The 25,639-nt window shown below is 66.5% G+C and carries 24 protein-coding genes; 6 read left to right on the top strand and 18 right to left on the bottom strand.

The window, feature by feature from the left end:
• Positions 1–112 precede the first annotated feature (112 nt).
• Both KXD97_RS08140 and KXD97_RS08135 read right to left on the bottom strand, forming a co-directional pair.
• Positions 113–1,516 carry an IS1380 family transposase gene (locus KXD97_RS08140; RefSeq protein WP_260752495.1) on the bottom strand — a complete coding sequence of 468 codons (1,404 nt, stop codon included), beginning with the start codon at positions 1,514–1,516 and terminating at the stop codon, positions 113–115.
• A gap of 261 nt (positions 1,517–1,777) precedes the next feature.
• Complete coding sequence (locus KXD97_RS08135; protein ID WP_260752495.1) at positions 1,778–3,181, bottom strand: IS1380 family transposase; 1,404 nt, start codon at positions 3,179–3,181, stop codon at positions 1,778–1,780.
• Positions 3,182–3,335: 154 nt separating this feature from the next.
• Between KXD97_RS08135 and KXD97_RS08130 the strand changes: the two genes are divergently transcribed.
• Positions 3,336–3,527 (top strand): hypothetical protein, encoded by a 192-nt coding sequence (locus KXD97_RS08130; protein WP_260756227.1) that lies wholly within the window; start codon positions 3,336–3,338, stop codon positions 3,525–3,527.
• A 1,984-nt stretch (positions 3,528–5,511) separates the two neighbouring features.
• On the opposite strand, the gene KXD97_RS08125 is transcribed toward KXD97_RS08130, so the two are convergent.
• Both KXD97_RS08125 and KXD97_RS08120 read right to left on the bottom strand, forming a co-directional pair.
• Complete coding sequence (locus tag KXD97_RS08125) at positions 5,512–5,916, bottom strand: hypothetical protein (protein WP_260756226.1); 405 nt, start codon at positions 5,914–5,916, stop codon at positions 5,512–5,514.
• A gap of 27 nt (positions 5,917–5,943) precedes the next feature.
• Complete coding sequence (locus KXD97_RS08120) at positions 5,944–6,333, bottom strand: hypothetical protein (RefSeq protein WP_260756225.1); 390 nt, start codon at positions 6,331–6,333, stop codon at positions 5,944–5,946.
• Here KXD97_RS08120 and KXD97_RS08115 point away from each other — a divergent pair.
• The 5 genes from KXD97_RS08115 to KXD97_RS08095 all read left to right on the top strand — a co-directional run bounded on the left by KXD97_RS08115 (position 6,332) and on the right by KXD97_RS08095 (position 10,314).
• The gene (locus KXD97_RS08115) at positions 6,332–7,192 is read left to right on the top strand and encodes a secretion protein EccK (RefSeq protein ID WP_260756224.1); all 861 of its coding nucleotides are present in this window, start codon (positions 6,332–6,334) and stop codon (positions 7,190–7,192) included. The two genes, KXD97_RS08120 and KXD97_RS08115, sit on opposite strands and share 2 nt — an antisense overlap.
• A gap of 15 nt (positions 7,193–7,207) precedes the next feature.
• Positions 7,208–7,351 carry a hypothetical protein gene (locus tag KXD97_RS08110; protein ID WP_260756223.1) on the top strand — a complete coding sequence of 48 codons (144 nt, stop codon included), beginning with the start codon at positions 7,208–7,210 and terminating at the stop codon, positions 7,349–7,351.
• A 68-nt stretch (positions 7,352–7,419) separates the two neighbouring features.
• A complete protein-coding gene (locus KXD97_RS08105; RefSeq protein WP_260756222.1) occupies positions 7,420–9,057 on the top strand; it encodes an IS1634 family transposase in 1,638 nt (545 codons plus the stop codon).
• Positions 9,058–9,084: 27 nt separating this feature from the next.
• Positions 9,085–9,285: a hypothetical protein gene (locus KXD97_RS08100; RefSeq protein WP_260756221.1), complete on the top strand. Its 201-nt coding sequence runs from the start codon at positions 9,085–9,087 to the stop codon at positions 9,283–9,285.
• Positions 9,286–9,300: 15 nt separating this feature from the next.
• Positions 9,301–10,314 carry a hypothetical protein gene (locus tag KXD97_RS08095; RefSeq protein ID WP_260756220.1) on the top strand — a complete coding sequence of 338 codons (1,014 nt, stop codon included), beginning with the start codon at positions 9,301–9,303 and terminating at the stop codon, positions 10,312–10,314.
• Here the strand turns inward: KXD97_RS08095 and KXD97_RS08090 are convergent, their stop codons facing one another.
• From KXD97_RS08090 to KXD97_RS08025, 14 genes are all read right to left on the bottom strand, one after another.
• Positions 10,315–10,626: an ESX-1 secretion-associated protein gene (locus tag KXD97_RS08090; RefSeq protein WP_260756219.1), complete on the bottom strand. Its 312-nt coding sequence runs from the start codon at positions 10,624–10,626 to the stop codon at positions 10,315–10,317. It lies immediately after the preceding gene.
• Positions 10,623–11,369, bottom strand: coding sequence for a hypothetical protein (locus tag KXD97_RS08085; protein ID WP_260756218.1), 747 nt, complete (start codon positions 11,367–11,369; stop codon positions 10,623–10,625). The genes KXD97_RS08090 and KXD97_RS08085 overlap by 4 nt, the downstream gene beginning before the upstream one ends.
• 9 nt (positions 11,370–11,378) lie before the next feature.
• A complete protein-coding gene (gene eccD, locus KXD97_RS08080; protein WP_260756217.1) occupies positions 11,379–12,905 on the bottom strand; it encodes a type VII secretion integral membrane protein EccD in 1,527 nt (508 codons plus the stop codon).
• Positions 12,902–14,284: a MinD/ParA family protein gene (locus KXD97_RS08075; protein ID WP_260756216.1), complete on the bottom strand. Its 1,383-nt coding sequence runs from the start codon at positions 14,282–14,284 to the stop codon at positions 12,902–12,904. Before KXD97_RS08075 ends, eccD begins: the two co-directional genes overlap by 4 nt.
• Before the next feature lie 95 nt (positions 14,285–14,379).
• The gene (locus KXD97_RS08070) at positions 14,380–14,676 is read right to left on the bottom strand and encodes a WXG100 family type VII secretion target (RefSeq protein WP_260756215.1); all 297 of its coding nucleotides are present in this window, start codon (positions 14,674–14,676) and stop codon (positions 14,380–14,382) included.
• 31 nt (positions 14,677–14,707) lie between these two features.
• On the bottom strand, positions 14,708–15,016 hold the full coding sequence (locus KXD97_RS08065; protein WP_260756214.1) for a WXG100 family type VII secretion target: 309 nt from the start codon (positions 15,014–15,016) through the stop codon (positions 14,708–14,710).
• A gap of 102 nt (positions 15,017–15,118) precedes the next feature.
• Positions 15,119–16,438, bottom strand: coding sequence for a PPE family protein (locus KXD97_RS08060; protein ID WP_260756213.1), 1,320 nt, complete (start codon positions 16,436–16,438; stop codon positions 15,119–15,121).
• 17 nt (positions 16,439–16,455) lie between these two features.
• The gene (locus tag KXD97_RS08055) at positions 16,456–16,752 is read right to left on the bottom strand and encodes a PE family protein (protein ID WP_260756212.1); all 297 of its coding nucleotides are present in this window, start codon (positions 16,750–16,752) and stop codon (positions 16,456–16,458) included.
• 176 nt (positions 16,753–16,928) lie between these two features.
• Positions 16,929–18,680 carry a type VII secretion protein EccCb gene (gene eccCb / locus KXD97_RS08050; protein WP_260756211.1) on the bottom strand — a complete coding sequence of 584 codons (1,752 nt, stop codon included), beginning with the start codon at positions 18,678–18,680 and terminating at the stop codon, positions 16,929–16,931.
• On the bottom strand, positions 18,680–20,902 hold the full coding sequence (eccCa, locus tag KXD97_RS08045) for a type VII secretion protein EccCa (RefSeq protein ID WP_260756210.1): 2,223 nt from the start codon (positions 20,900–20,902) through the stop codon (positions 18,680–18,682). Before eccCa ends, eccCb begins: the two co-directional genes overlap by 1 nt.
• Entirely contained in the window at positions 20,899–22,371 is a 1,473-nt protein-coding gene (eccB, locus tag KXD97_RS08040) for a type VII secretion protein EccB (RefSeq protein WP_260756209.1), read from the bottom strand. Before eccB ends, eccCa begins: the two co-directional genes overlap by 4 nt.
• Before the next feature lie 3 nt (positions 22,372–22,374).
• Complete coding sequence (eccA, locus tag KXD97_RS08035) at positions 22,375–24,099, bottom strand: type VII secretion AAA-ATPase EccA (protein ID WP_260756208.1); 1,725 nt, start codon at positions 24,097–24,099, stop codon at positions 22,375–22,377.
• Positions 24,096–24,617 (bottom strand): DUF2694 domain-containing protein, encoded by a 522-nt coding sequence (locus KXD97_RS08030; RefSeq protein ID WP_260756207.1) that lies wholly within the window; start codon positions 24,615–24,617, stop codon positions 24,096–24,098. The genes eccA and KXD97_RS08030 overlap by 4 nt, the downstream gene beginning before the upstream one ends.
• 17 nt (positions 24,618–24,634) lie before the next feature.
• The gene (locus KXD97_RS08025) at positions 24,635–25,486 is read right to left on the bottom strand and encodes an ESX secretion-associated protein EspG (RefSeq protein WP_260756206.1); all 852 of its coding nucleotides are present in this window, start codon (positions 25,484–25,486) and stop codon (positions 24,635–24,637) included.
• Between the last annotated feature and the right edge of the window lie 153 nt (positions 25,487–25,639).

Genomic DNA, 25,639 nt, shown 5'->3' with positions numbered 1-25,639 from the left:
TGATGGTGGCCGGGGGTAATTTCGGTGGCTGGGTTTGGTGCGGGCAGGTGGGATCCGCTGGTCTGCCCAGCTTTTCCTGTGCGCTCCGGTAGGGGCCTGTTCGGCCGGGTGGTCAGGGTGTTGCCGGTTGTGGTGGGCTGTAGCCGATGGTGTTGCGCCACAGGGTGAGCCAGTGCTGTGCCCAGGGCCAGTGGCTGGGTAGATGCAGAACGGGGCGGCGTTGGGGTCGGACCAGTCTGGCGGGAATGGTGATGATCTTGCGGCGCAGGGTGGCTCCCCGGGCCACTGCGTGGGCGCCGCCGGCGAGCACGCCAGCGGCACGCAGCAGGTTGTGGGCGATCGCAGCGCACAGGATCCACGCCGAGTTCGCGCCGAATCGTCCCGAGGGCATGTGCGCCAGGGGTCCGTCGATCAGATCGGCGAACACGGTCTCGATGATCGCGTGGCGGCGGTGGGTGATGTCGGCCGCGGCGGTGGGTTCGTCGGTGTCGGTGAAGAACGGGTGATACCGCCACACCGGAAACAGCGCATCGGGGAAGCGGGCGTCTTTGACCCGTCGCACGATCAACCGTGCGGTGATCGGGCTGTCGGTGGAGGTAAAGGCGGTGTGGGTGATCTCGGCGACTTCGGCATCGGAGATCCATGCTCCGGTGTCGGGATCACGAATCGCGCCGGGATATTGCACGGGAATCCAGGCGTGCTCGTCGATGGATGCGATGGCCGCCGTGACAGCGCGAGTTTTGGTCAGCACCAACGAGAACTGAGCACCGGCGCGGCGGCAGGCGGCGGTCACGGTGCTGTTGCCGTAGGCCGAGTCGCCGCGTACCAGGATCGGGCCGGTGACCCCGGCGGCGCGGGCGGTGGCGATGGCTTGGGCGACCATCCGGGCTGCGCCCTTGCCGGAGTTGGTTTTGCCGGCTCGCAGCCGGGCGCCGGCGATCACCGGCGCGCCGGTGGGGGTGCTGATTGTGGTGATCAACGGTGACAGGCCTTTGCGCAGGATCTGTTTGCCCGCGATTTTGGTGTGTCCGTAGGAGGCGCCCTGTTTGGCGTGTCCGTAGACCGGACGTAGCAGTGAGTCGATGTCGATGAACGCTCGGTCGTCGGCGCCGGGAAGCAGATCGGCCCGTGTGCAGAGCCCGGCCAGGTGCTCGCGCAGCACGGACTCCAGTTGCCGGGCGTGTCCGAAGGTGAACTCCCGCAGCAGGGTTCCGATAGTCGAGGGCGCGTACACCCCATTGAACAGGGTTCTCATGCCGCCTGATCGCACGACGTCGAGGTCGTCGATGCTGTCGGCGCCGGCGCACATCCCGGCAATCACGGTGCTTAGTTTCGGTGCAGGGTTGGCCGACCCGGATTTGATCCTCGGTTCGACGATGAGCACCTTGTCGGTTAATAGCTGCGGCAAGGCCGTCTGGGCGGCCAATGCCATGACCGGGACCAATCCGGCGCAGGACACGAGATGCTCGTCGTCGAAGACGGCTGCCGAGGCAGTGAACCTATGGGACACTTTCACCGGAAGTGCCTTTCTGAAGTTGTGCCGATAAGTGCGTAAGGAACACTCATCATCGCAGCTCAGAGGGCACTTTCCTCATATCAACACTCGCCTACCAGGCAATTCATCGGTGGATTCAGGCTTAGCCTCAATCCGTGGATCGGCCTTCCTGATGGTGGCCGGGGGTAATTTCGGTGGCTGGGTTTGGTGCGGGCAGGTGGGATCCGCTGGTCTGCCCAGCTTTTCCTGTGCGCTCCGGTAGGGGCCTGTTCGGCCGGGTGGTCAGGGTGTTGCCGGTTGTGGTGGGCTGTAGCCGATGGTGTTGCGCCACAGGGTGAGCCAGTGCTGTGCCCAGGGCCAGTGGCTGGGTAGATGCAGAACGGGGCGGCGTTGGGGTCGGACCAGTCTGGCGGGAATGGTGATGATCTTGCGGCGCAGGGTGGCTCCCCGGGCCACTGCGTGGGCGCCGCCGGCGAGCACGCCAGCGGCACGCAGCAGGTTGTGGGCGATCGCAGCGCACAGGATCCACGCCGAGTTCGCGCCGAATCGTCCCGAGGGCATGTGCGCCAGGGGTCCGTCGATCAGATCGGCGAACACGGTCTCGATGATCGCGTGGCGGCGGTGGGTGATGTCGGCCGCGGCGGTGGGTTCGTCGGTGTCGGTGAAGAACGGGTGATACCGCCACACCGGAAACAGCGCATCGGGGAAGCGGGCGTCTTTGACCCGTCGCACGATCAACCGTGCGGTGATCGGGCTGTCGGTGGAGGTAAAGGCGGTGTGGGTGATCTCGGCGACTTCGGCATCGGAGATCCATGCTCCGGTGTCGGGATCACGAATCGCGCCGGGATATTGCACGGGAATCCAGGCGTGCTCGTCGATGGATGCGATGGCCGCCGTGACAGCGCGAGTTTTGGTCAGCACCAACGAGAACTGAGCACCGGCGCGGCGGCAGGCGGCGGTCACGGTGCTGTTGCCGTAGGCCGAGTCGCCGCGTACCAGGATCGGGCCGGTGACCCCGGCGGCGCGGGCGGTGGCGATGGCTTGGGCGACCATCCGGGCTGCGCCCTTGCCGGAGTTGGTTTTGCCGGCTCGCAGCCGGGCGCCGGCGATCACCGGCGCGCCGGTGGGGGTGCTGATTGTGGTGATCAACGGTGACAGGCCTTTGCGCAGGATCTGTTTGCCCGCGATTTTGGTGTGTCCGTAGGAGGCGCCCTGTTTGGCGTGTCCGTAGACCGGACGTAGCAGTGAGTCGATGTCGATGAACGCTCGGTCGTCGGCGCCGGGAAGCAGATCGGCCCGTGTGCAGAGCCCGGCCAGGTGCTCGCGCAGCACGGACTCCAGTTGCCGGGCGTGTCCGAAGGTGAACTCCCGCAGCAGGGTTCCGATAGTCGAGGGCGCGTACACCCCATTGAACAGGGTTCTCATGCCGCCTGATCGCACGACGTCGAGGTCGTCGATGCTGTCGGCGCCGGCGCACATCCCGGCAATCACGGTGCTTAGTTTCGGTGCAGGGTTGGCCGACCCGGATTTGATCCTCGGTTCGACGATGAGCACCTTGTCGGTTAATAGCTGCGGCAAGGCCGTCTGGGCGGCCAATGCCATGACCGGGACCAATCCGGCGCAGGACACGAGATGCTCGTCGTCGAAGACGGCCGCCGAGGCAGTGAACCTATGGGACACTTTCACCGGAAGTGCCTTTCTGAAGTTGTGCCGATAAGTGCGTAAGGAACACTCATCATCGCAGCTCAGAGGGCACTTTCCTCATATCAACACTCGCCTACCAGGCAATTCATCGGTGGATTCAGGCTTAGTCGGGGTCATCTTAGGGACCCTGTGCCTGGTGTTGCTCCTGTTTGGGGTGTTCGGGCTTGCCGCAGGTTTTGTCGGTCTACTGGTCGTGGGGCTTCCGCTCACGCTGGCCCTGAAGGTGACGGCGCAGTTCTGCACGGGACTCGTGTTGTCACTGGCGACGATTCCGCTCACGATCGTGCCCTTCTGGGTCGCAGGCACTCTGGGAGGGGTAAGCAATTGATGTTTGTTCGACTGTGGATGCACAGCACTGGCCTCGTGAAACCCGCCGATTGCGAGTCATGCTCACCGGAGGTTGGGCCGGGTAATGCTGCGAGAGCCTTCCTGAAACATCACCGGCATAGGTCCTTCAAGGAGGATCCGATTCGCGGGCTCGGCGCCGTCCGGTGCGTCAGCGGGTCATGGAGTTCGCCTCGGAGCGCGTTCCCGGCGCACTGTGCCCCGAGCCAGAATCAGCGTCCAGTAGCTGACCGTGTGTCTCGTACTCTGATTAGGACGACGGCTGATGATTCCACGGCGGGTCTTCTTCGACCCGGAAGGGGTTGGAGATGATCGGGCACGAACGGGGGGCGGCCACGTGAGCACACCGCCGCCCGGACAATGGCCACCGCCCCCGCCGCCGTCCCATCCCATGCCGGGCGATCCGCCAGCCGGGCCTTGGGGGACGCAGCCTCAGGGCCAGCAGCTGACTGGTGCTCGAGCATCGGGCAATACCGGCAAGTGGGTGCTGGGCGGACTGGCTGCGCTTGTGATCGTCGTGCTCACTGTGGTGTCAGTAGTCCTCATCCTCAATAAGGACTCGGGTGCTCCTCACCCGCCGAGCGCATCTGCCCCGCCAAACCCGACAGCCAATACTCCGAAGATTGCCAGTGCCGGTGACAGGAGCCCGGCCGGGATCATTCTTGAGGATCCTACGTGTGAGCCTTGGAGGCCCATATCGGCGGCGTTCGCGCAAGCCCAGCAGAATGGCTGGCACGTCCGCGATCCAGCGGTACCAGCGACGCAATGGACTGCCGAAGTCCGGAATCAATACGACGCTGTTGGTGCCGCGCTCCACGACACTGCAAGCCGCACAGCGAAGCTGGCGCAACAGACACCTCATAGAGTTATGCGGGAGCTTTACGAGCAGTTCATAGCGTATAGCCGCGAATACGCCGACCGTATTGCCACTTACACGCCCGCTGCCGATCACTTCGTACGCGTGTCGATAGCAATTTCGGAATCTCTCGATGCCATTTGCAATGCCATCACCTACGGTTCAGCGGGCGCACGTTCACCCCTCGTAGCGAGAGCAGCACCGCCACCTGGTGGCGTTAACGCGCCGGATACCGATGCCCCCGGCATTTTTCTTTCAATGACAAATCCCATGTGTTCGCAATGGCTCGATGGCGCGAGAGTTTTCACGGATCAGACCGCCGAGTGGCGTACGATTGATCCGAACATTCCGGCTACAGAATTGCAACCTGCAGAGCGCGCGATTAATGCAGCAGTATTTCCAATCATGCAGGCATTCGCAGATGAAACCCAACGCGTAGGACGGAAAAGCGACAATGCGGTCTGGGCAGACTTTGCGACTCTGAGTGCGCAGTACAGGCGGGCATACTCAAGCGCACTCCTAACATACGCACCTGCGGATGACTACCTTCAGGTAGTTGCTGGCTCCCTGGCGGGCGCTATAAGCGAAGCGTGCCGAGCCGTTGGAGCATAAGAATGGGAATTGCGAAATCTCCAGGTGAGTTTATTGAAGAGATGACCGAGCCGGCCGGTTGGCCCGACATTGACGAAGATCTGCTGCGTGGACGGGCAGTAACCTACTCACAAAAGGCTTCCGAACTTATAGGAGTTATGGAGTCCTGGAAGGGCAAGCATTCAGAGGTTTTCGCCGGCGGAATGTGGAAAGGAAGTGCCGCAGAGAGAGGTAGTACGGCAGTCGAAACACGCATCAACCAGATGAACGACCTGTACTCACATATAGAGAAGTCCATTGCCTGGTACACCTTAGTCGCCCAGGTCATCCTCCAGACCAAAGAGACGATAAACCAGAACCTTGAAGACGCCCAAGCGTATTTTGCAGCCATTCGAGAACTGCCAGATCTTGACGCTGGAGAGAAGGATGCCCTCATAAAGGCATGGGTCGTCTCACAGAACGCGCTGAACACATCGCTCGTTGTTGGCGCAACCACTCAAGTCACGGCCTTTGAGCAGTATCAACCGCCACCGCCGCCGGAACGTCTCGCTACATTGCCCACCCAGCAGCCGACGCCGATGCCTTCATATCTACCGTCCAAGTCCAGCCGCGACGTGCAGTTTTTCCAGGCGCGGACGGCGCCGACCGGTACGTCGCCCCTGCTAAATCCTGCGAGGGTCACAGAGGATCCCCTGCTTGCGCGCCCACTGCCGCCGAACGCGCCCGTGGAAGCGAACAGTTCAACCCCCGGCACCCCGAGCGGACTCGGCAGCCCCGGCTCCCCTTCGAGTCCTTCGTCCCCTTCCAGTCCGCTCGGCAGCACCAGCCCATCCACGAGCAGCCCATCCGCAGGCAGCTCAAGTTCGCCATCCGCCTCGTCTGCGGCCAACTCGTCCTCTGCTTCCGGCTCGCCGACAACGAGCACCGCATCCCCCGCTGGTGCGGCCGCCGGTCAGCCGACCACCGCGGCGCCGGCCGAGGCAGCCAAAGCCTCTCGCGCCAACCCGATGCAGCCGCTGAGCAACCAGGCCCCGCCACCGCTCGCCTCGTCCGCGCCGGCATCGTCCCCCGCTCCGGCTCCGCAGCCCAGCAGCCAACCCGCTGCAGCACCACCGCCCGCTGCATCAAGCGGTGCGAGCATGGGCGGCGGCGGAGGCGGTGTGTCCGGCGGAGGCTCGGCCGGGGCTGCACCCGTCGGCCCGCCCGCGACGGGTGGTCCCCCCGCCGCGCCGCCGGTTCCGCTCGCACCACCGACAACGCCACCTCCTCCCGGACCGCCCCCGCCGACCGCGACACCTGGCGGCGCCTCGACCGCGTCCCTCGGGCCCGGCGTCGCGCCCATGTCGACGTCCAACGCTGGCGGCACCGCCGCCGCACCCGTTCCAGTGTCGGCAGCCCGTGCCGAACGCGACGCGATCCTGTCCGCCTCAACGGCCGGCGCCGCACGCCGCAAGAACAACGGCAGCGATCCCCTGCAGCAAGCCCGTCATATCGGCGCGGCACTCAACGTCGGCGTCATGGACTACGGCTTCTACTGGGTCACTGGTGTCACCACCGACGGCACGATCATCGTCGCGAACAGCTACGGCCTGGCTTACATCCCCGACGGTGTCAACCTGCCCGAGCAAGTGCGGATGGCCACCGCCGACGAATCGATCCCCGCCACCGAACGCGCCAGGTGGGCCACCTATCCGATTCTCGCCGTTCAGGGTTGGGCACATCACCACAACCATCAGCTACGGGCGGTGGTCGCCACCGAAGAACAGTTCTCGAATTTCGACCCGGGCGTCGCCAAGATCGTCCTGACCCAGGACGACATTCCCGAGACGGGCCAAATGCAGGGACGCAGCCGTCTCGAAGTCATCGCCCCCGACGCCGCCCAACGATTGGGCGCGGTCAGCGATTTCGGGCTCAATGATCTGCTTCCTCCTGCCTCCGCCGACATCGAGGCTCCCGCCGACGACACTGCGCGGCTGTGGTTTGAAGTGGCCAAACCGTTGATGAGCACCAATCCGCAACGTAGCGTTCCGCACCTCAAGGCGTTCGTCGCCTACGCCGTCCACGCCCAGGAGATCGCGCTGTACAACGCCCACATCTCCGCCGAACCCGCTGACCAGCGACGAGCGATCGCCGACTGGGTGTACTGGCAGCACCTTCAGGTACTGATGAGCGACGCCGTCGGCGTGGACGCCACGGTGTAGGTACCGTCGGTGGAGATGACTCAGCTGAGACGTCTCCACCTGCCCCGCATGGTCGGCGCCCTGCTCGCGGTCATCGTGCTCGTCACCGCCGTGCTGTGGATCTCCCGTGGGGAATCCGACCTGAGTTTGGACACCTTGGCTGATTCTCACATTCTGTAGTCGCTTGACCTGCAGCGTTGCTCTGGCTGGTGGGTGTTTTGGGGTACTAATCGGGGTAGGTTCGTGCGGTGGCGTACGTGCGGAAGGTGCGCACTGCCTCGGGCGCGGTGGCGGTGCAGGTGGCCCGCAAGGACGCGGGCAAGGTGGTGATCCTGGCCCATTTGGGTTCCGCGCATACCGACGCTGAGCTGGGCATTCTGCTCGAGCAGGCCAAGGCGATGGTCGTCGGCGGCCAGGTAGCGCTGGATTTCGAGGTGGCCGCTCGAGCCCAATCGATGGCCGATGTCGCTGACTTTCGTGCACAGGCACTGATCCCTGAGCGGTCCGGGCCTGCGGCTGCGGCTCCCGTGGCGCCACCTGGACGCACAGTCGGGACCGCCTCGCGGCTGCTCTATGACCTGCTCGGCCACGTCTACGACTGGTTGGGCTTCGATGCCGTCGGCGACGCGGTGTTCCGGGATCTGGTGATCGCCCGGATCGTCGAGCCGACCAGCAAGCTCGACGCCTCCCGCGTGCTCGCTGATCTTGGTGCCCAGCTGGTGTCCTACAAGACCATCGACCGTCATGTCCGCAACATCCATGCCCGCGGGCACCGCGACGTGATCGCCGAGAACTGCTTCGCCTACGCCACTGACTGCGGCGGGCTGTCGCTGATCTTGTATGACGTCACCACGTTGTATTTCGAAGCCGAATCCGAGGATGCGCTGCGTAAAGTCGGCTACTCCAAGGAACGTCGGGTTGATCCTCAGATCGTCGTCGGCCTGCTGGTGGACCGCACCGGATTCCCGTTGGAGATCGGCTGTTTCGAAGGCAACACCGCTGAGACCACCACGATCGTGCCGATCATCACCAGCTTCCTGGCCCGTCACAACCTGGCCGGCGCACCGATGGTGGTGGCCGCTGATGCCGGGATGCTGTCGCAGAGCAACCTCGCCGCCCTCGATGAGCAGGAGTTGTCGTTCATCGTGGGTTCCCGCATGACGAAGGCGCCCGGAGATCTGGAATCGCACTTCCATTGGAATGGTGACGTTTTCACCGACGGCCAGATCATCGACACGGTGACGCCGCGCCACGGCAACACCCGCGTCAACGACACCAAGTTGCGTGTTGAACCCATCTGGAACCCCGACAGCGATACCGGTGCGTGGCGGGCGATCTGGTCGTACTCCGCCAAAAGAGCTCGCCGCGATCAGAAGACCCTCGCGGCTCAAGAAGCCCGGGCCCGGGCGATCGTCGCCGGTGAGAAGAAGTCCAAGACAGCACGATTCGTCAAAACCAGCGGTGATGACCGCGCCGTCGATGAGGCCAGTCTGGCCCGGGCCCAATCGTTGGTCGGGCTCAAGGGCTATGTGACCAACGTGCCGGTCACCGTGATGTCGGCTGCGGAGGTCATCGCCAAGTACCACGACCTCTGGCACGTGGAGAAGTCTTTTCGGATGTCGAAGACCGATCTCGATGCCCGGCCCATGTTCAACCGCATGCGTGATGCCATCGAGGCGCACCTGACCATCGTGTTCGCCGCCCTGGCCGTCTCTCATGCCATCCAATCGCGCACCGGACTGTCGATCGCCAAGGTCATCAAGCAACTGCGGCCACTGCGTTCAGCGACCATCACTATCAACGGGGCCACCCAGACCTTCCCGCCGGCGATTCCCGACACCGAGCGCAAGATCCTCACCGATCTTGGCTTCACACCTGGGTACTAAGCAAAATGTCCAAACTCAGGACCGTTGATGAGCACCAATCCGCAACGTAGCGTTCCGCACCTCAAGGCGTTCGTCGCCTACGCCGTCCACGCCCAGGAGATCGCGCTGTACAACGCCCACATCTCCGCCGAACCCGCTGACCAGCGACGAGCGATCGCCGACTGGGTGTACTGGCAGCACCTTCAGGTACTGATGAGCGACGCCGTCGGCGTGGACGCCACGGTGTAGGTACCGTCGGTGGAGATGACTCAGCTGAGACGTCTCCACCTGCCCCGCATGGTCGGCGCCCTGCTCGCGGTCATCGTGCTCGTCACCGCCGTGCTGTGGATCTCCCGTGGGGAATCCGACCAGGCCGCGCAGTCTGCCGCGCCGGCGCCGCCCCCCAGCCCCACCGTCAAACCGGAGCAGATCGCCAGCGCCGAGGACCAGGATCCGGTCAGCATCATCACCGAAGACCCCACCTGCCCGGACTGGGAACCGATCATCGCAGCGCTCGGCACCGAGCTCGGTAACGGCTGGCACCGTCGTGACCCGGCCATCCCCCGATCCGAGTGGACTGAGGATCAGCGCCGACAGTACGAGGCGGTGGCGGAGGCGATGCGCGGAGCCGCAGACAAGACGGTCCCGCTGGCCAAGCAGACCCCGCACCGGGTCATGCGGGAGCTGTACGGACAGGCCATCGCGTACTGGCGGGCCTACGCCGGCAGCGTCGGCAACTACCGTCCCGCGGCAGACCAGCTCGCGCGTGCGGCAGCCGGCGCCGTCGGAGCTATCCGGTCAATCTGCGCGGCAATTGATTTCGGCGCCGCAGCGGACCGCGGACCTCTGGTCCTGCCTGGACCTCCCCCGGTTCCCGAGGAGCGATTGCCCGACCCCGGCCGACCGCCGCGGTTCATCGTCGAGCCCTCCGCCTTCTGCGACGAATGGATCTCGATGACGATCGAATACACCGACCAGACCCGCGAATGGCGCGACCGGCACGACCGGAATGTGCCTGCCTCGCAACGCCCTACGGAGCTTCGTCAGCTCGATGACAGAACCGCGGGCATCATGTCGCAGAACGCCGACCGGACTCAGCTTCTCGGCCTGCTGAGCGGCAACCTGACCGCCGCGGACTTCGCCGCGCTGTCGTCCCACTACCGACGTGCCTTCGCCTTGGCGCTCCCGAGCTACGGGCTGCCGGACAGCCACCTCGACGACGCGGCCAACCAGCTGCAAGCGCTCACCGACCACGCCTGCCGCGCCGTCCGGAGGTAGTCACCTCGGCGCGGGAATGCCGACGCCCTCGATCGCCTCGCCGGACGCCTCGTCGGTCGCGTCGTACCGGTCGGCAGCGCTTTTCAGATCGGTGCCGTAGGTGCGCGCGTTGCCGGCGATGGTCTCCATCTCAGCGGCGATGGTGCTTTGCGCGGCGTAACACGCCGCGGCGGTCTGCAATTCGGGCACTCCGGCCGCCGCGTCTGCGAGCGGTGCGTCGGCCCGCATTCCCGCCATCCGGTCGCCGGCGGCGCTGAAGTCGCCGCCGACCCGGCGCAGCACGCTGGTGTCGACTTCCAGGGGTGCGGTCACAGATTGATCCTTTCGTCGGGGTCAGGGGCGCGATGACGACCCTCGCGCTGTTCGCCGGAAGCATCAGCCTTCTCCTTGGCCTCCGGTGCACGTTCGGCATCGGGTGCTCCCGCGGCGGCACCGTCTGAACCCGTGTCCGGAACGCCGGGAACCTCGGGGGCACGACTATCGCCGGCAGACGAGCCGGTCTGACCTCCTGCACCGCCCTGACCGAACTGCCCCACCATCTGCTGCACCTGCTGGCCGGCCTGCTGCGCGCCCTGCATGATTCCCTGCGGCACCGCGGCCACCGCACCCATGACCTGCATCGGCATCTGCGCCACCTGACCGGCCATCTGCATCGGCGCGCTCATCACCTGACCCGCGGACCCGGCGCCGCCGGACCCCGCCGCCATTCCCCCTCCGCCGGAACCCATTCCGAGCGTTTCCGGAGCATTCTCCATGAGCTTGGTGATCTTGGCACCGTTGCGTGCGTCGGTGGCCGCATAGGCCTGCGCGGCGTTCTGCACGTTCTCCGCGGTGGTCGTCGCCTGCGCCTGGATCAACGGCAGCTGCGTGGCGATGGGCACTTCCACCGCCGGGATCTGCCCGATGATCGCCACCGACAACGGATCCGTGCCCACCGGCATGAAAGGTGGTGGCGCCTCCGGTAGTTGACCTGCCGCGTTCAACAGTGCACCACCGGCGGCGCTCAGCTCCTCGGGGTTCACCGAGAGCGGTGGTGGGGTGCCTCCGGTCGCCATATCGGCCTCCTAGAACCGCAGGTTCCGCAGGACGTCGTACACCCCGGCGATCCACAGCAGCATGGGGATCACGGCGGCGATCGTCGCCCCGTCCAACAATTCGAGAATCCGCTTGGTCACCGGCGAGATCCTCCGAACACCCTCGCTCGCACCGATGAGGATGACGGCGACCACCGCCAGCGCCGTGTACACCGCGAGCAGCAGCCAGGCCCGTTCCGGGTACCACAGGCACAGCCGCACCGTGACTCCGGTCGGGATCGCCACCGCCGCCGCCATCAGAGCCCACGCGCACCACCGCTCGGCGTACAGCCGGGAACGGAAGCCGCACAACATCGTCACCAGGACGGCGACGATCACGCTGTGCACGAAGAAGTGCCCTTGGACGACCACGGCGATCGAGCCCGCGGCGAGAATCAGTGCTCCCGCGCTCAGGAAGCCGATCAGCAGGCGTTTGGCCAGTCGGCTGCGCTCGGTCAACCGCGCCGCCGAACTCGGCACCGACGCGATGATCGCCTGCCACGTCTCGGATTCCTCGGACGCATCCGTCGTGGTCACCGGGTCCAGCAGCTCGTCGTTGGTCACCGTCTCACCCGGCGCCGGGATCGGCGGCAACGCGATCCGCGCCACGGCCACCGTCAGTTTCGCGGCGTTGGTGACCACGATCAGCCCGAAAGCGATCGCCCCGGCCGGAACCCAGCTGTTCCATCCGTAGCCGTACGCCACGGCGGCGATCGTCAGCGCCAGCGAGACGACCGCCAGAAACGCCGCGACTTCGGCCCGGCCGCGCGGACCGCCTCGGGTGGCCAGGACCATCAGCAGCACCAGCGCCCCGGCGCCCGCGACTTGCGGCGCGCCCAGGGACTCCACCCCGTCCGGCAACGGAACCGCCAACACGACGGCACCGGCGAGTGCCACCATCGACGACACCAGCAGGCTCTCGGCCATGTTCAAGTTGTCGAACCGCTTCTGGGCGAGCATGCTGCCGCCCGTCAGACCCAGGCCGAGCACGCCAAGGGCCACCGCCCACCACCAGTGGCGGCCGGTTGACTGCCACGACAGAACCCCCACCGTCGTGACCATCAGCGCCGCCAGCGGCAGCATCAGCCCGACGAAGCGGTACAGCGCGCCGCGGTCGAACTCCGGGGTCTCGTCGAGCACGGCGATGGCGTCGATGACGTCCTCGACCAACGGGCGGTACCGTTCGGTCCGGCTCACCGAGACGACGGTCAACAACGATCCATCGACCACGCCTGCGTCATCGAGGGAGTCGGTCAGCTTGATCGGTGGCGCGCCGGGACGGGCGAACGACCAGACTCCTTGGGCCTTGAAGTCGAAGCCCGCCAACACGTCTGCGGGTGTGTCGGCGAGGATGTCGGCCAGTACCGACACCGTCTCGTCGACGTAGGTCTCGATCGGCGCGGCCGACGGCAGCACCAGATCGGTCATCCGACGGCCGGTCAGGATCGTGACGCGGGTGGTCGACGGGCGCCCCGGCGTGGTGCCCGACGACGTCGGAGGGGCAACCGTTGCGGTCAACGCCGCTCAAGCCTGTCGAAGTCGTCGGACAGCGCCGCGGCCAACTCGACGATCCGGCGGGTGAATGTCTTGCCGAGCAGCCCCAATTGAATCTCGGTGCCCGCGGCGATGTGCTTGTCCCACGGCAGCACGATGACCCGTCCGGCAGGCACATGCCGCTCGAACTGTTGCACCAGGTCCTCGACGTCGATGTTCGGCTTGCCCGGGGTCACATGGTTGATCACGACACAGGACCTTCCGAGCAGGTCCTGATATCCGTTCTGCCGCAACCAGTCCATCGTGATCGCCGCCTGACGCGCTCCGTCGATGGATGCGCTGGCGACGATCACCAGTCCGGACACCGTCGAGAGCACCCCGCGGGCGCCCGGCTGGAACAGCCCCGCGCCGCAGTCGGCGAGCACCAAGTTGTAGTAACGGGAGACGATCTCGGTGGCGGCACGCCAGTCCTCGTCGTTGAACTCGCGCCGGGCGGCGCTGTACTCCTCCGAGGACAGCACCTCCAGGTTCGCGGCGTTCATGCTGGTGTAGGCCCGAATATCGTTGTAGCGCTTCAGTTCCTTGTCCGACAGCAGGTCCGCGATCGTCGCGGCCGACTGCCGGCCGGCGCGGTCGGCGAGATTGCCGCCGTCCGGATCGGCGTCGATGGCGAGGATCCGGTCTCCGCGGATGCTGGCGAGCGCAGACCCCAACGCGACGGTGACGGCCGTCTTACCGACACCGCCCTTGAGCCCGAAGACCCCGATGTGGTACGAGTCGCGGGCGTTGCGGCGGATCCGCGTGTGCAGGTCCAGTTCGTAGACCTCGTCGGGGGAGAGCCCCAGGTTGATCCTGGTCATCACGTAGAGCCAGTGCCGCCAGCCGCGTTGGGACGGCATCTTGACCGCCGAGCGCACCCCGACGTGGGAGAGCGCGTCGATGGCGCGGTGATTGCCCATCGTGGCCGCCGAGGTGGGTGCCGCCGGCGGTCGGTGATCGACGCTGTCGCCGTAGAACTGCGACGGCGGCGGCGCCGGTGCCGGCCGTGGCGCCGGGGCGGTCATCGGGCGCTGCTGCTCGTGGCGTGCCCCCGGCTGGGGCGTGGATTGTGGAGCACGCATCATCCCGTTGTTGGGCACCCGATGCTGCGGAGCCGCCTGCGGTGGCGGTTGCAGATCGTTGACCGGGCTCATCACCTCGGTGTGCCAGGACGGAGGTGCCTGCGCCGTCTGGGTGCGCGCAGATGCCGCCGGCATGGGCGGCGGGGTCGCGTCCCCGCTGGGTGGGTTCCCCGGCGGCACCGCGGTGTCCCGCCCTGCCGGCGTGGGGTCCCGGTCGGGATCCTCGTCGGCGGTTCGGACGGCATCCGGGGAGTGGAAGAGCCGGTCATAGTCGGCCGACATGTGCACCTCTCAAGGGGTTTCGGTGTGAAGCGAGCTGTGCACGCGGTGGGCGATCGCGGTCCCGGGACCGGTCGCCCACCGGCGTGGTGCAGCTGTTAGGTGAACATTCCCATCACGTTCTGCTCGGTGCCGCCCATGTCGACACCGGAGTCGCGAACCGCGTGCGCCAGGCTCTGCAGCGCCAGGTTCAGTTCCTCGGAGTTCTGGTTCCAGCGCTGCTGGACGGCCTCGTAGGACATCGCGCCGTCCCCGCGCCACGTGCCCTGGAGCCGGTTCAGTGCGCCCTGGCCCTCGGCGAGCAGGCCGTTGACCTTGCCCACGGCCGCGCTGATCTCACCGGAATCGGCTTCGATGCCGGCGAAGTTGTAGTTGATCGAGCCTCCGCTAGTCACAATGGTTCTCCTTAAGGTCTGAGGGTGTGGGCTACAGGACGTTGCTCATCGAGGCCGCGACGCGCGAGGAGTTGTCGGCGTCGGTGGCTTCGTACTTGATGCCGCTGATCTGGATGTTCTGCGAGATGTCCGTGAGCAGACGGATCTGCTGATCGGAGGCCTCCTGGTAACGCAGCAGCGCGGCCTGCGCCGCCCTGCCCGCATCCGGGGTATCCAGGTTGACTGCCAGAGCCGCGGCGGTGGACTCGACCTGGGCGCGCACCGCAGTGAGCTCGCCCGCGATCCGGTCGAATGTCCCCGCCTCTGTGGCTAACGACGCAACATCTGCCTCAAGTGCCATGTGATGACCTTCTCTCTGTTACCGGCGTTTCGGTTTCCCTGTGCTCTCGCCGCATCGGCGAGCCCTCCCGACCCAGGCGGCCGGCAAGTCTGTGGTGGACGACTACCAGTCGTCGTCTTCGTCTTCGCTGAGGTCGTGCTCCAGCGGTGCGGGCGCGTTCAATCCGGGCTTGCTGCCACCGCTCCTGCCGCGCTGGCCCAGCATCCCCATCGGTCCGCCGGCGCCCATCCCGCCTCCGGCGCCGACAGGAGCCAGGCCGGCGCCGACGCCCGCACCGGCTCCCGCTCCGACCGACACGGCGTTCATCGTCGGCTGCAGTCCTGAACCGACAAGGTTCGACATCAGTGGGGTCCGCGCAGCAGTACCGCCCGCACCGGGTAACGACGCGGCGCGCACCAGACCCGCACCGGCGGCAGCACCGTTCCCACCGATCGCTGGGTGGTTGGAAAACGGTGTGGCGCCCAGCATTCCGATCTGTGCCCCCTTGTCGCCACCGAATCCGCCCATCTGACCGAACAGCGAGGACATCTGCTGAAGCGGCTGCGTCAGCTGCTGGAACGGCTGCGTGACCCCCTGCATCATCTGCTGCGGGACCTGGCCCAGCGTCGAGCCCAACTGGGAGGCCATCTGCATGCCCATCTGCATTCCCTGCTGGGGGGCCTGCTGCAGCAGCTGGCCCTGCTCGGCTTGGGAGCGGCCCGAATTCGCGGCCTGATGCAGTGTCCCTTCGACCTTTCCGGCTTTCTGGTTGAGCTCGTCCAGCTTGCCGATGCTGCTCACCTTGGTAAACGTCGCATTGCGGGCGACGGCGGTCGCCATCCCGGGGGCGGCGCCGGCCAGTCCGGTGGCCAGCGCCGACTCGGCTCCGCCCGGCAGCACGATCGGCTTCGGCGGCGCCACCGGTTCGAAGGTCGAGTTCAGCATGGTCTCGGTCTCATAGGCGGTCATCACCGCGGCCGCCTGGTTCCACATCCGTACGTAGTCAGCCTCATTGACCGCGATCGGGACGGTGTTGACGCCGAGGAAGTTGGTGGCGTTGAGCACCGCGTTGGTGATGTGGTTCTGCTCGATCTCGGGCAACTGCGGGGTGCCGGTGGCCGCTGTGGTCCACGCCGACGCCTGCGCCGACGCCTGGGCGGCCCGTTTGTGCGCCTGCAGCGAGAGCATTCGCAGCCACAACACCATCGGCATCGCCGCGGCAACCGCGCGCTCGCTGCCCATTCCCTGCCACATCTGGGCCAGCGAGGCGAGGCTGGCCGTCAGCTCATCGGCCTGCGTCTCCAGCGAGATCGCGAACGCCTCCCAGCCCGCCGCCGCCTGCAGCATCGGCACCGCACCGGCACCGGCCTGCAGCCGCGACGTATTGATCTCGGGAGGGAACGCTACCCAGATCGGTGGGATGGGAATGCCGATGGCGGCCATGACTCAGGTTGCTCCGCTCAGATCAGCGTCGCGCCGTTCGCAGCGTCGACGGCCTGATACACCCCGGCGATCTCGATGACGGCGGCGCCCGCGCGCGCGATCTCCTCCTGCGCGAGTGCGTTGATGCCGAGGGTCTGCACGCCTTCGGCAGCGAAGTTCAACGCCGCCGCGGCCGAGACCTCATCAGCCCCTGCCGGGGCGAGCGCACTGACCTCGGCGGTGGCCGCGGTGCCCGTCGCAAGACCCCGCGCGCCGTTCGCGGTGACCTGCCCGCCGACGCCGACAGCACCCGGGTTATGACTCAATGGCTGCATTTGCTGTTACCTCGCTGGTCTAAACACATGGATGTCTTTAGTTGTGGAGTATCGGCACCGATACCCAGCGGGGATGTTTTTTGACCCCCCCGGCAAAAATTGCCTTTCGGCTACTCTCCCATTTGCTGGAAAAGCACTTCCCAATATTAACCGCCGTCAGAGAGTGCTCTGAACACTTATTCTTCGGGCGGATCCACATACGCCGCCTGGATCACTTCCTTCACATCCGGTGTCACATAAAACGCCTGGCCAGGGGGCCTTTTCTTGACCACGATCTCGCGGGACGGAAAGTCCTGCTTCTCTCCGGACAGGAACATCGTCGGGGTGCCCGCCCCGTACGCGGTCCCGACGAACTTGTCCATCGTGGCCCGGCTCGCCTGGCTCATCTGGCACGTGACGACCAGGTGCAGACCGATGTCGGCGGCGGCCGGCAGCAACGGCGCCAGCGGGGCCATCGGCGACAGCATGCCGCCGGCGGCGGTGATCATGTGCCAGTCGTCGACCAACAGCACGACGTCGGGTCCGGTCCACCACGACCGCTGCCGCAGCTGCGACGGGGTGAGGTCGGTCGGCGGTAGCCGCTTCACCAGGTTCGACACCAGCGCCCTGATCGACTCCTCCAGCACGCTGTGGTTGCGGTTGATCCCGCCGGCCGGCAGCAGATGGGTCTCAGGCACCGCCTCCAGCAGACCGGACCGATAGTCGGCCACCATGAACCGGACCTGCTGCGGAGTGTTGCGGGCACAGATCGCCCGCGCGATCGCGTGCGCGACGGTGGTCTTGCCGGACTTGGCCGCACCGAAGATCAGGTGGTGCGGGGTGGTGTGCATATGGTTGTGCGCCACCGTGAGGTCCGATTCGCGCACGCCGACCGGGATCGTCCAGCGCGTCCGGTAATCCGCGTCCGGACCGGGCGGGTTCGGATCCAGCTCGTTGAGGTAGATGCGGCTGGGCAGCACCCGCACGCGCGGGGCTTCCTCGGTGTGACGCGCCGCGATCTCCTTGACGGCCGCGGACATTGCGGGCACCAGTCCCTCGGCGCTGTGCACGCCGTCCAGCCGGGGCACCCCGATCATCAGGTGGTGCTTCTCGGTCGACACGGCCCGTCCTGGGCGGTTGATCGGGATCTCGCGGGTGATCCGGTCGATCTGGGTCTCGTTGACGTCGCCCAGCCGGAATTCGATCTTGGTGCCGAGGTAGTCGCGCACCCGGGCACGCAGTTCCGTCCAGCGCGGAGTGGAGATCATCGTGTGCACGCCGTAGGCCAGTCCCTGCCCGGCGATGTCCTGCACGGTGGCTTCCAGTTCGGCGAACTCGGCTGCGAACGCCGGCCAGCCGTCGATGACCAGGAACACATCCCCGAAAGGGTCCGCCGACGCCGGGTGATCGGGGTTGTCCCGCATCTGCCGGTAGTCGGCCATGGAGCCGACCCGGTACTCCTTGAACGTCTGCTCACGTTGCCGCAGCACGGCTTTCACCTCGGCGACCACACGGTTGACCCGGTCCGGCTCGGCCCGGGTCGCCACGCCACCGACATGTGGCAGGTCCTCGATGTACATCAGCCCGCCGCCGCCCATGTCGACGCAGTAGAACTGAATCTGGCGCGGGGTGTGCGACGCCGATGCCGACAGGATGAACGTCTGCAACAGCGTCGACTTACCCGTCTGAGGCGCCCCGCCGATCGCGATGTTGCCTGCGGCGGTGGTGACGTCGATACCCCACACCTCCTGCCGGTGCCGGCGGGGCTCGTCCATGATGCCGAGCCCGATCCGCAACGGCCGCCGCTCGTAGTCGCGCGCGATCAGCTCGTTGACCGGTGTGGGATCGGCCAACGGCGGCAACCACATCCGGTAGGCATGATTCTCACCGGTGGTCAGCTGCTCAAGGACAACTTCGCGCAGCACCTTCTGCCCGGACTCGACCGTCATCAGCTCACCCTCGCATCCATGATCGGCGCCGTGGTGAAGCGGTGGATACGGATGTTTCTGTCGGCATGCGCTTTCGGAGCCTCGTCGTCTCCCGCGCTGACCACGGTGGGCACATACGGATTGCCGGTGTAGACGCTCTGGAACTTCACCGGATCCTCCATGCCGATCCGCAGGAAGCCGACACCGCTCTCCTTGTTGGTGATGTACTGCGCTTCGGGTGTGCCGATCACCGCTTTGGACTCCGCGGAGCTTGTGGTGCGCAACGCGATTCGGTAGGTGAGGTTGGGCTCGAGCTTGTCGATGCGGGTGCCACCGGTGTTCAGCGATTGCGTCGCCAGCAGCAGGTGCACGCGCAGCGACCGGCCGACGCGGCAGATCCGGTCGAACAACCCGATGAAGTCCGGATGGTTCTGCAGCAGTTCGGCGAACTCGTCGACCACCACGAAAAGCGTGGGCAGCGGCGGAAGATCGGCTCCCCGCTCGCGGTGCTTCTCGTATTCGGCGACGCCGGACAGCGCACCCGCCGCGCCGACCTGCATGCCCGCCTGCCGCAGGATGGACTGCCTGCGGTCGAGTTCACCGGTGAGCACCTCACCCATGCGGCTGACCAGCTCGGCTTCCTCCTCCATGTTGGTGACCACCGCCGCGGTGTGCGGCAGTTTCTCCATGCCGAGGAAGGTCGATCCGCCCTTGAAATCGGTGAGCAGCAGGTTGATCTGGTCGGGGTGATGGGTGGCCGCCAGCGACAGGATCAACGTGCGCAGGAACTCCGACTTGCCGGAACCGGTGGTGCCGATGAGCATTCCGTGCGGACCCGCGCCGAACTCCGCACCCTCCTTGATGTCCAGGTACATCACGTCGCCGGTCTTGAGTTCGTGGCCGAACGGGATCCGGAGCCGGTCCCGGTCGGTGTCGGTGAACATCCGCCAGCGCGCCGGGGTGACCTCCTCGACCGATTGCGCCCCGACGATCTCGTGCCATTCGGTCGCGACCTTCTTCTGCACCCGGGTGCCCTTGTCGATGATCGTCCCGGTGATCGACCACCCTGCCAGCTTGCGGGCCACCCGCTCGGCCTGCCGCGGGGCGATCCCGTCAACCTGACTGGTTACCTGCCGGAACGACGCACCGGGCAGTTTGTCGTCGGCGGTGCCGTCCTCGTTAACCCGGATCCGGTAGGCGGAGCGATGGTTACCGAGCGTGATGACAGTGACGCCGGAGCGCCCGTCCATCGGGAAACCGGCTCTGCCGCCGGTCAAGTCGATGACCACGACGTACGGTCCGCTCGGGGTCGCGTCGGCGGTGTGCGGGCCGCGCGCGGCCAGGTCGCTCAGCGCGTCCGGTCGGGTGAACACCATGCGGGTGGCGCCCGCGGCGTCGGTGTCGGACTGATGCTGCAGGTGGGGCAGCCACTTCAGCCACGCCCAGGCCGGATCCTCGGGGTTGTCGGTGAGCACCCGCATCTGCAACATGTCCGGCGGATGGAACACCGCCAGGTGGCAGATCATCGCGCGGAGCAGCGCCGCCGAGCCCTCGGGGTCACCGCCGATGGCTATCGTCGGAAATGTCTTCAGCTGCACCAGTTTCGGGCAATCGTGAATCAGCCCATGCGTGCGCAGGAACTTGGTCACCCACATGTGGCTGACCGGCTCCAGATGGGGCTGCGGAGCGCCGGCGGGTCCGGCGAGCTCGGCGCCGACCGCGGGCTTGAGCAGCCGGTCGACGGCGGGTTCGGAGCCCAGCCCTATCCTCGTCGCCGCGTAGAAGTCGTGGTTGGACGGTCGTGACCACTGCCGGTGCGTACCGACGATCGACAACAGATCCTCGGGATGCGGCCCGTGATAGTTGAAGAACGTGACCTGAGCCGACGCCGAGGACGTCACCCGGGTGCGCAATCCGGCCAGATAGCGCAGGTACTCCTTGCGGTCGGCGTTGATCTCGGGCACCTTCTTGCCGCCGCTGCCGCCACCGGCCATCATACCCACCGCGCCCATCACCACCATCAGCGGCATCATCAGCATGTACGGCGAGAAGGCGCGCAGCCCACCGAAGATCAGGATCGCGATCATCCCGAGCATGCAGCCGCCCATCACCCAGGGCAGCGCCTTCTGCATGCCCGACGGCGGGATGTCGACGCCGAGATCTTCGGGCGGGGTGACATTGATCTCCCCGGGCGTCAGACGCGGTCCCCGCTTGATGATCGGGGTGAACTTGCGTGTGGTCATCCTCCGCCTCCAGTGCTTGCGCCCGCCACCGCGGCGTCGCCCCCGGCGCGTCGCGGATTCGGGTTCGGCGGCAACGTGTCGTGCTCCACCAGCGCCGCCTGCTGCGAGAGCACCGGGCCGTCGACCAGCAGACTCACCACCTGCCATGGAGCGGTGCGCGGCGAGGACAGTCCCAGTTTCGCCGCGGTCTGCTCGTCGGGCAGGCCGTAGCGCACCCCTTGCGGATCGATGTAGTAGAGGTTCTCGCCGTAGCGCGGATCCGGCGACTGGAGCCGGATGTACTGCCCGCCGTCGATGTAGACCGTTGCGTCGCCGGTGATCTGGTCGATACCGGAGCGCAGCATCTGCGGGGAGAGCGGAAGCCGACGGCCGGCGATGACCGTCATCTTGGGCGTCTGGTCCCCGGCGACCCGCTGCCAGGCCCAGCACAGCGTCGGAACCTCTTGGCGCGGCAGCATTTCCATCGGCGCGTCGGGCAGCGGGGAGGAATAGACCTGCTCCGGAACGCGGGCAACCGCGCTGGACTCCAGCGTTGGCGGCTCGATCAGCCCATAGGAGTTGGTGGCGCGCAGAGCAGCCGCGGTCGTGTTGTTGACCTTCGCGACACCGTTGGGCAACACCAGGTAGTGCTGTTCGTCGGAGTCGGTCACGGTCACGAATACGGAACCGACCACCAGCACCGGGGGCAGACCCACCGAGTTCGGGGTGCCGCCGGCCGGGATGTCGGGCAACCGCCACGGGCCGGCGTTGGGCAGCGCGTTGAACAAGCCTTCCGAGATCGGGGTGGACCGCGCGGTCACCGGGATGCCCACCGCGGAGGTCACCGCCCGGTCGGCCATGTCGACCAGGTGCCGGCCGCTCGCGGTGACCAGCCAGTCCTGATCTTTGAAGGAGACCAGCATGCCCTGCTCCGGACGCATCGCGGCGACGGACGCGTCCAGCGCCAGCGGGGTGATCAGCACCGAGGACTCCACCGCAGGCGCTACGCTGTCCGGTTTGATAACGGTGTCGCACAACGTCCACTGCGAATCCGGCGACGACGTGACCGGGGTGGCGTACGGCGCACCCGGGATGCCGACGGATTGTCCCTTGGGCATCTTGTCGAGTTCTTCGGACTTGACCGCAACCGGAGTCCGACCCTCGCCGAGGATGAGACGCGCCGAGGTCAGGTTGTAGACGGGGCGGAGCTGGCTGCTGTCGGGCAGCACGATGAAGAGCTGGTTGGTGGTGCGGTCTACGAGAAGCGTGTCACCGCCGCGCTTTCCGAGCGGTTTGAAGTATGCGAGCAGCACCGCGCCGACGCAGATCAGCACCGCGAGGACGATTCCGGCCGTCACCGCGCGGCTGTAGAACTGCAACGGATCGTCGAACATGCGCGTATCACGTCGCACGATCGCGTGCTCGACGCGGCGCAGCAGGAACCGCCAGCCGCTGACCTGCACCTTGGTGGTGAGCCGGAATCCCGCCATGACCTACTCGCTGATGTTCATTCGTCCGTGCACCGATGCGATCGCCGCCACCATGTCCTCGCCGTTGATCTCGCTGAGCTGTTCGACATCGAGGGCGTCGAAGTCCAGCGACCGGGCCAGCCGCATGTCCCGGGTCTGTTCGCCGGCCTCCACCAACTGGCGGGCGTACCGCCCGTTGCCCGCCACGTCTAGTGCCGGCTTGCCGCTGGACGTGCTGCGGCTCAGCAGCGTCGCGGCTTCCAGCACGTGCTTGGCCGCCTCGTCGCTCAGGCTCGAATCATTGCCGGCGGCGATCACTCTGGCGATGTCGACGATCTCGTCGGGAGAGTACGAATCGAACTCGATCCGGGTGGAAAAGCGGGACCGCAGGCCCTCGTTGACCTCCAACAGCCGGTCGATGTCGTTGCCGTAGCCGGCGATGATCACCACCAGCCGGTCACGGTCGTTCTCCATCCGGGCCAACAGCGTGTCGAGCGCCTCCGTGCCGAACGGGTCGGTACGGCCGTCGCGTTCCTGCACCAGCGTGTAGGCCTCGTCGATGAAGAGCACCCCGCCCATCGCGCGGTCGATGGTGCGGGCGGTCTTCACCGCGGACTGGCCTTCGTACTCGGCGACGAAATCCTTCCGGGAGGTCTCTACCAGCTTGGGTTCGGCGATCACGCCGAGGCCGGCGAGGATGTTGGCCACCACGCGGGCGATCGTCGTCTTGCCGGTTCCGGGTGGTCCGGTGAAGATCATGTGCTTGGACGCCTGGGCCACCTTCATTCCGCGGGCGGCACGCACTTTCGCCATCTGCGTGGCCGCCCGGTATCGCTCGATCTGCTCCTTGACCCGGGTCAGGCCGATCTGGCGGTCGAGTTCGGCCTGCGCGTCGGCCAGCAGCTTCTCCCGCCCGGAGTTGTCGGCCACCACGCTGGACGGGTCCCACGGGTCCCGCCGCGAGGCGATCTGCTCGGCCGTGGTGGTGGGCAGCCGGTATGCCGGATCCCGCAGCGCCGCAGCCACTTCAGCGGACGGATGGGAGGCCTGCAGCCACTCGAGCAGGCGCACGGCGGCTTCCTCGTTGCCGAGCGCTCGATAGGCCATCGCGGAGTACCACGCGATCGCCTTGTTGCACGCCTGCCCGGCCGGGGCCGAATTGGCCTCCACCAGACGGCGTTCGGCTTCGGTGAACAGGCCGAGGTTGGCCGCGGCCACACCGTGGGCCACCAGCGCGGCTCCGGCGAGGAACTTGTCAGGCCATGCGGTGCCCGCGCTGCGCACCTCGTCGATCACGTCGGTCCAGCGCTGCGCAGCACCATAGATGACCGCCTTGACCCACGCGATCAGATGCTCGCCGCCGGCGGCGGGCGCATCGTCGAGGGCTTCCATCGCATCGGCGTAGTTGCCCAGCGTCGCCTCACTGACCGCGAAGCCCAGCGTGATCGCCAACGGGGAATTGACCGGATAGGTGATGTCGCCGTATATGCCGCCGATCGGAACGCGGGCACCGAGACTGTTCATCGACAGCTCGGCGGTGCCCGCGAGTTGACCGAAGTTGTTGCGGGAGTACCACGCCCGGAACATCGTCACGCGGTCGGTGTCACCGCATCGGATGCGGCCTACCCACGCGTCGCATGCCGCCTCATCAGCGGTGGTGATCTCGGTGAACAACTCCAGTGACCGCGCCTGGGAGGTGGGCAGCAACCCCACCGCGGTCCCGAAGATGCCGGCCAGGTGTTCGGTCATTCGTCACCTGCGTAACGGGTCGTGAACAGTTCGGCGCGGGCCGCCTGTGCCTGTTCGGGAGTGGGCAGATCGAGGTCGCGGGTGAGGAAGTCGCGGGTGGCCACATTGTCGTGGCCCTGCTGCCTCATCCCATCCAACATGAACGTGTACTGGGCGGACCTGGCGTCCTGGGTGGCCAGGCCGGCGATGACGACGATCTCGTCGGCGAGTACCGCTTCGGGGAGCTCCGCGGCCTTCGGCGACAGATCGACCTGGTGCACGCGACCGTCCATGTACGTCGTCACCGTCACGGTGCCCGGCGGATTGGTGACGGTGAAGGTCGGCATCGGGTCGGCGTCAACGGAGGGGTCGAGACCGAACGCGGACAGATCGTCGCCGGGCTCGTCATCGTCTGCCGCGTAGTCACCGAGAATCACACTGAGGTCGGTCTCGCCCTGCGACCGGGCGAGGCTGAAGTCCAGCGCCGCCAGATCGTCGTGCTCCCCGTCGTCGGGGTTCGCGGGCGGAGGGTTGGCCACCGTGTCTGTCGCCTTTCTCAATCCGAGTACGCGTTGTCGAGCGCGTTCTTGTGGTCGAACCACGCCTGGGACGGAAGGAACTGCATCAGGCCGTCGAGGGCTCGCTGCAGGTTCTCCTGGGAGCCGGGGAGGAAGCTTCCGTACAGCTCGCGGCCGACCTGCCGGGGGATGGAGACGATCCGGCCGTGGCCGGAGTCCAGCACGCCGGCGCCCACCCCGGCCTCGGAGTAGGTCCCGCCGGGGTGACGTTCGGTGGCGGTGATCTCCACCCAGCTGTCGGGGTCGGCCGTCGCCTCGGCGTAGATCTTCGCCGACAGCGGCGGTTGCCCGTACCTGCCGATCTGCTCGGCGGTGCGGGCTTCCACGAGCTTGGCCGCGATGCCCGTCAGTGGTTCGACCTGGGCAGGCTCGGCCTCACCGATCACGACGGTCACCATCGCGGCCAGACCGATCTGCGGTGCCACCCGCTGCAGCACGAGCATCTCGTCGTCGCGGGCGGCCACCACGTGGCGCTCGCCTTTCCGGCAGACCACGAAACGGACCATTTTGCCGCCGAGATCCCGGCGCCACCACCGGCAGTCCAGCGTGCGATCGGGACGGCTCAACGCGTCGACCATCGCGGCGACCTCCGGATGTGGATCGCCGTAGGCGGTCAGGATGCCCTGAGCGGTCAGGTCTCGGGTCACCTGATCCCACACGATCTTGCGCTGATCCTCGTAGGGGATGTTGGGCCGGATTCCCAGCGACAGCGGGAAGTCGACCAAGTGCAGCAGGTCGGCGATGACGAGCATCCCGTCGATCGTCACCTCGACACCCACCACATCGTCGTAGTGGGTGGGTTCGCCGTCTCCGAAGAACGGGCTCGCCATCACCGGGGCAGACCGCGCCGGCGGACGGCGGATGCGTGGCCGACGGCGTTGCCGAATTTGCCCGCCGCGTGTTGACCGCCGAACTTAGCCATGGTCTGGTCCCCTTCCCATCGGCAGCGTACCAGCGGTGCAGGACCCCCACGGACACTTTTT

It is taken from the genome of Mycobacterium sp. SMC-8 (genome assembly GCF_025263565.1).
In the GTDB taxonomy this organism is placed as follows: Bacteria; Actinomycetota; Actinomycetes; order Mycobacteriales; family Mycobacteriaceae; genus Mycobacterium.
The sequence above is the reverse complement of the archived record's forward strand: the minus strand, read 5'-3'. Positions and strand labels throughout refer to the sequence as shown.

Bases quoted from the DNA above. Each gene is read 5' to 3' on its own strand.
- KXD97_RS08065 (WP_260756214.1), bottom strand. From the start codon at position 15,016: ATGGCACTTGAGGCAGATGTTGCGTCGTTAGCCACAGAGGCGGGGACA.
- KXD97_RS08120 (WP_260756225.1), bottom strand. From the start codon at position 6,333: ATGGGCGCGACGCCGGGCCCGAGGGACGCGGTCGAGGCGCCGCCAGGT.
- eccCb (WP_260756211.1), bottom strand. From the start codon at position 18,680: ATGACGGTCGAGTCCGGGCAGAAGGTGCTGCGCGAAGTTGTCCTTGAG.
- KXD97_RS08110 (WP_260756223.1), top strand. From the start codon at position 7,208: ATGACTCAGCTGAGACGTCTCCACCTGCCCCGCATGGTCGGCGCCCTG.
- KXD97_RS08115 (WP_260756224.1), top strand. From the start codon at position 6,332: ATGTCGACGTCCAACGCTGGCGGCACCGCCGCCGCACCCGTTCCAGTG.
- KXD97_RS08095 (WP_260756220.1), top strand. From the start codon at position 9,301: ATGACTCAGCTGAGACGTCTCCACCTGCCCCGCATGGTCGGCGCCCTG.
- eccB (WP_260756209.1), bottom strand. From the start codon at position 22,371: ATGGCGGGATTCCGGCTCACCACCAAGGTGCAGGTCAGCGGCTGGCGG.
- eccCa (WP_260756210.1), bottom strand. From the start codon at position 20,902: ATGACCACACGCAAGTTCACCCCGATCATCAAGCGGGGACCGCGTCTG.
- KXD97_RS08025 (WP_260756206.1), bottom strand. From the start codon at position 25,486: ATGGCGAGCCCGTTCTTCGGAGACGGCGAACCCACCCACTACGACGAT.
- KXD97_RS08100 (WP_260756221.1), top strand. From the start codon at position 9,085: ATGAGCACCAATCCGCAACGTAGCGTTCCGCACCTCAAGGCGTTCGTC.
- KXD97_RS08075 (WP_260756216.1), bottom strand. From the start codon at position 14,284: ATGTCGGCCGACTATGACCGGCTCTTCCACTCCCCGGATGCCGTCCGA.
- KXD97_RS08060 (WP_260756213.1), bottom strand. From the start codon at position 16,438: ATGGCCGCCATCGGCATTCCCATCCCACCGATCTGGGTAGCGTTCCCT.
- eccA (WP_260756208.1), bottom strand. From the start codon at position 24,099: ATGACCGAACACCTGGCCGGCATCTTCGGGACCGCGGTGGGGTTGCTG.
- KXD97_RS08055 (WP_260756212.1), bottom strand. From the start codon at position 16,752: ATGCAGCCATTGAGTCATAACCCGGGTGCTGTCGGCGTCGGCGGGCAG.
- KXD97_RS08085 (WP_260756218.1), bottom strand. From the start codon at position 11,369: ATGGCGACCGGAGGCACCCCACCACCGCTCTCGGTGAACCCCGAGGAG.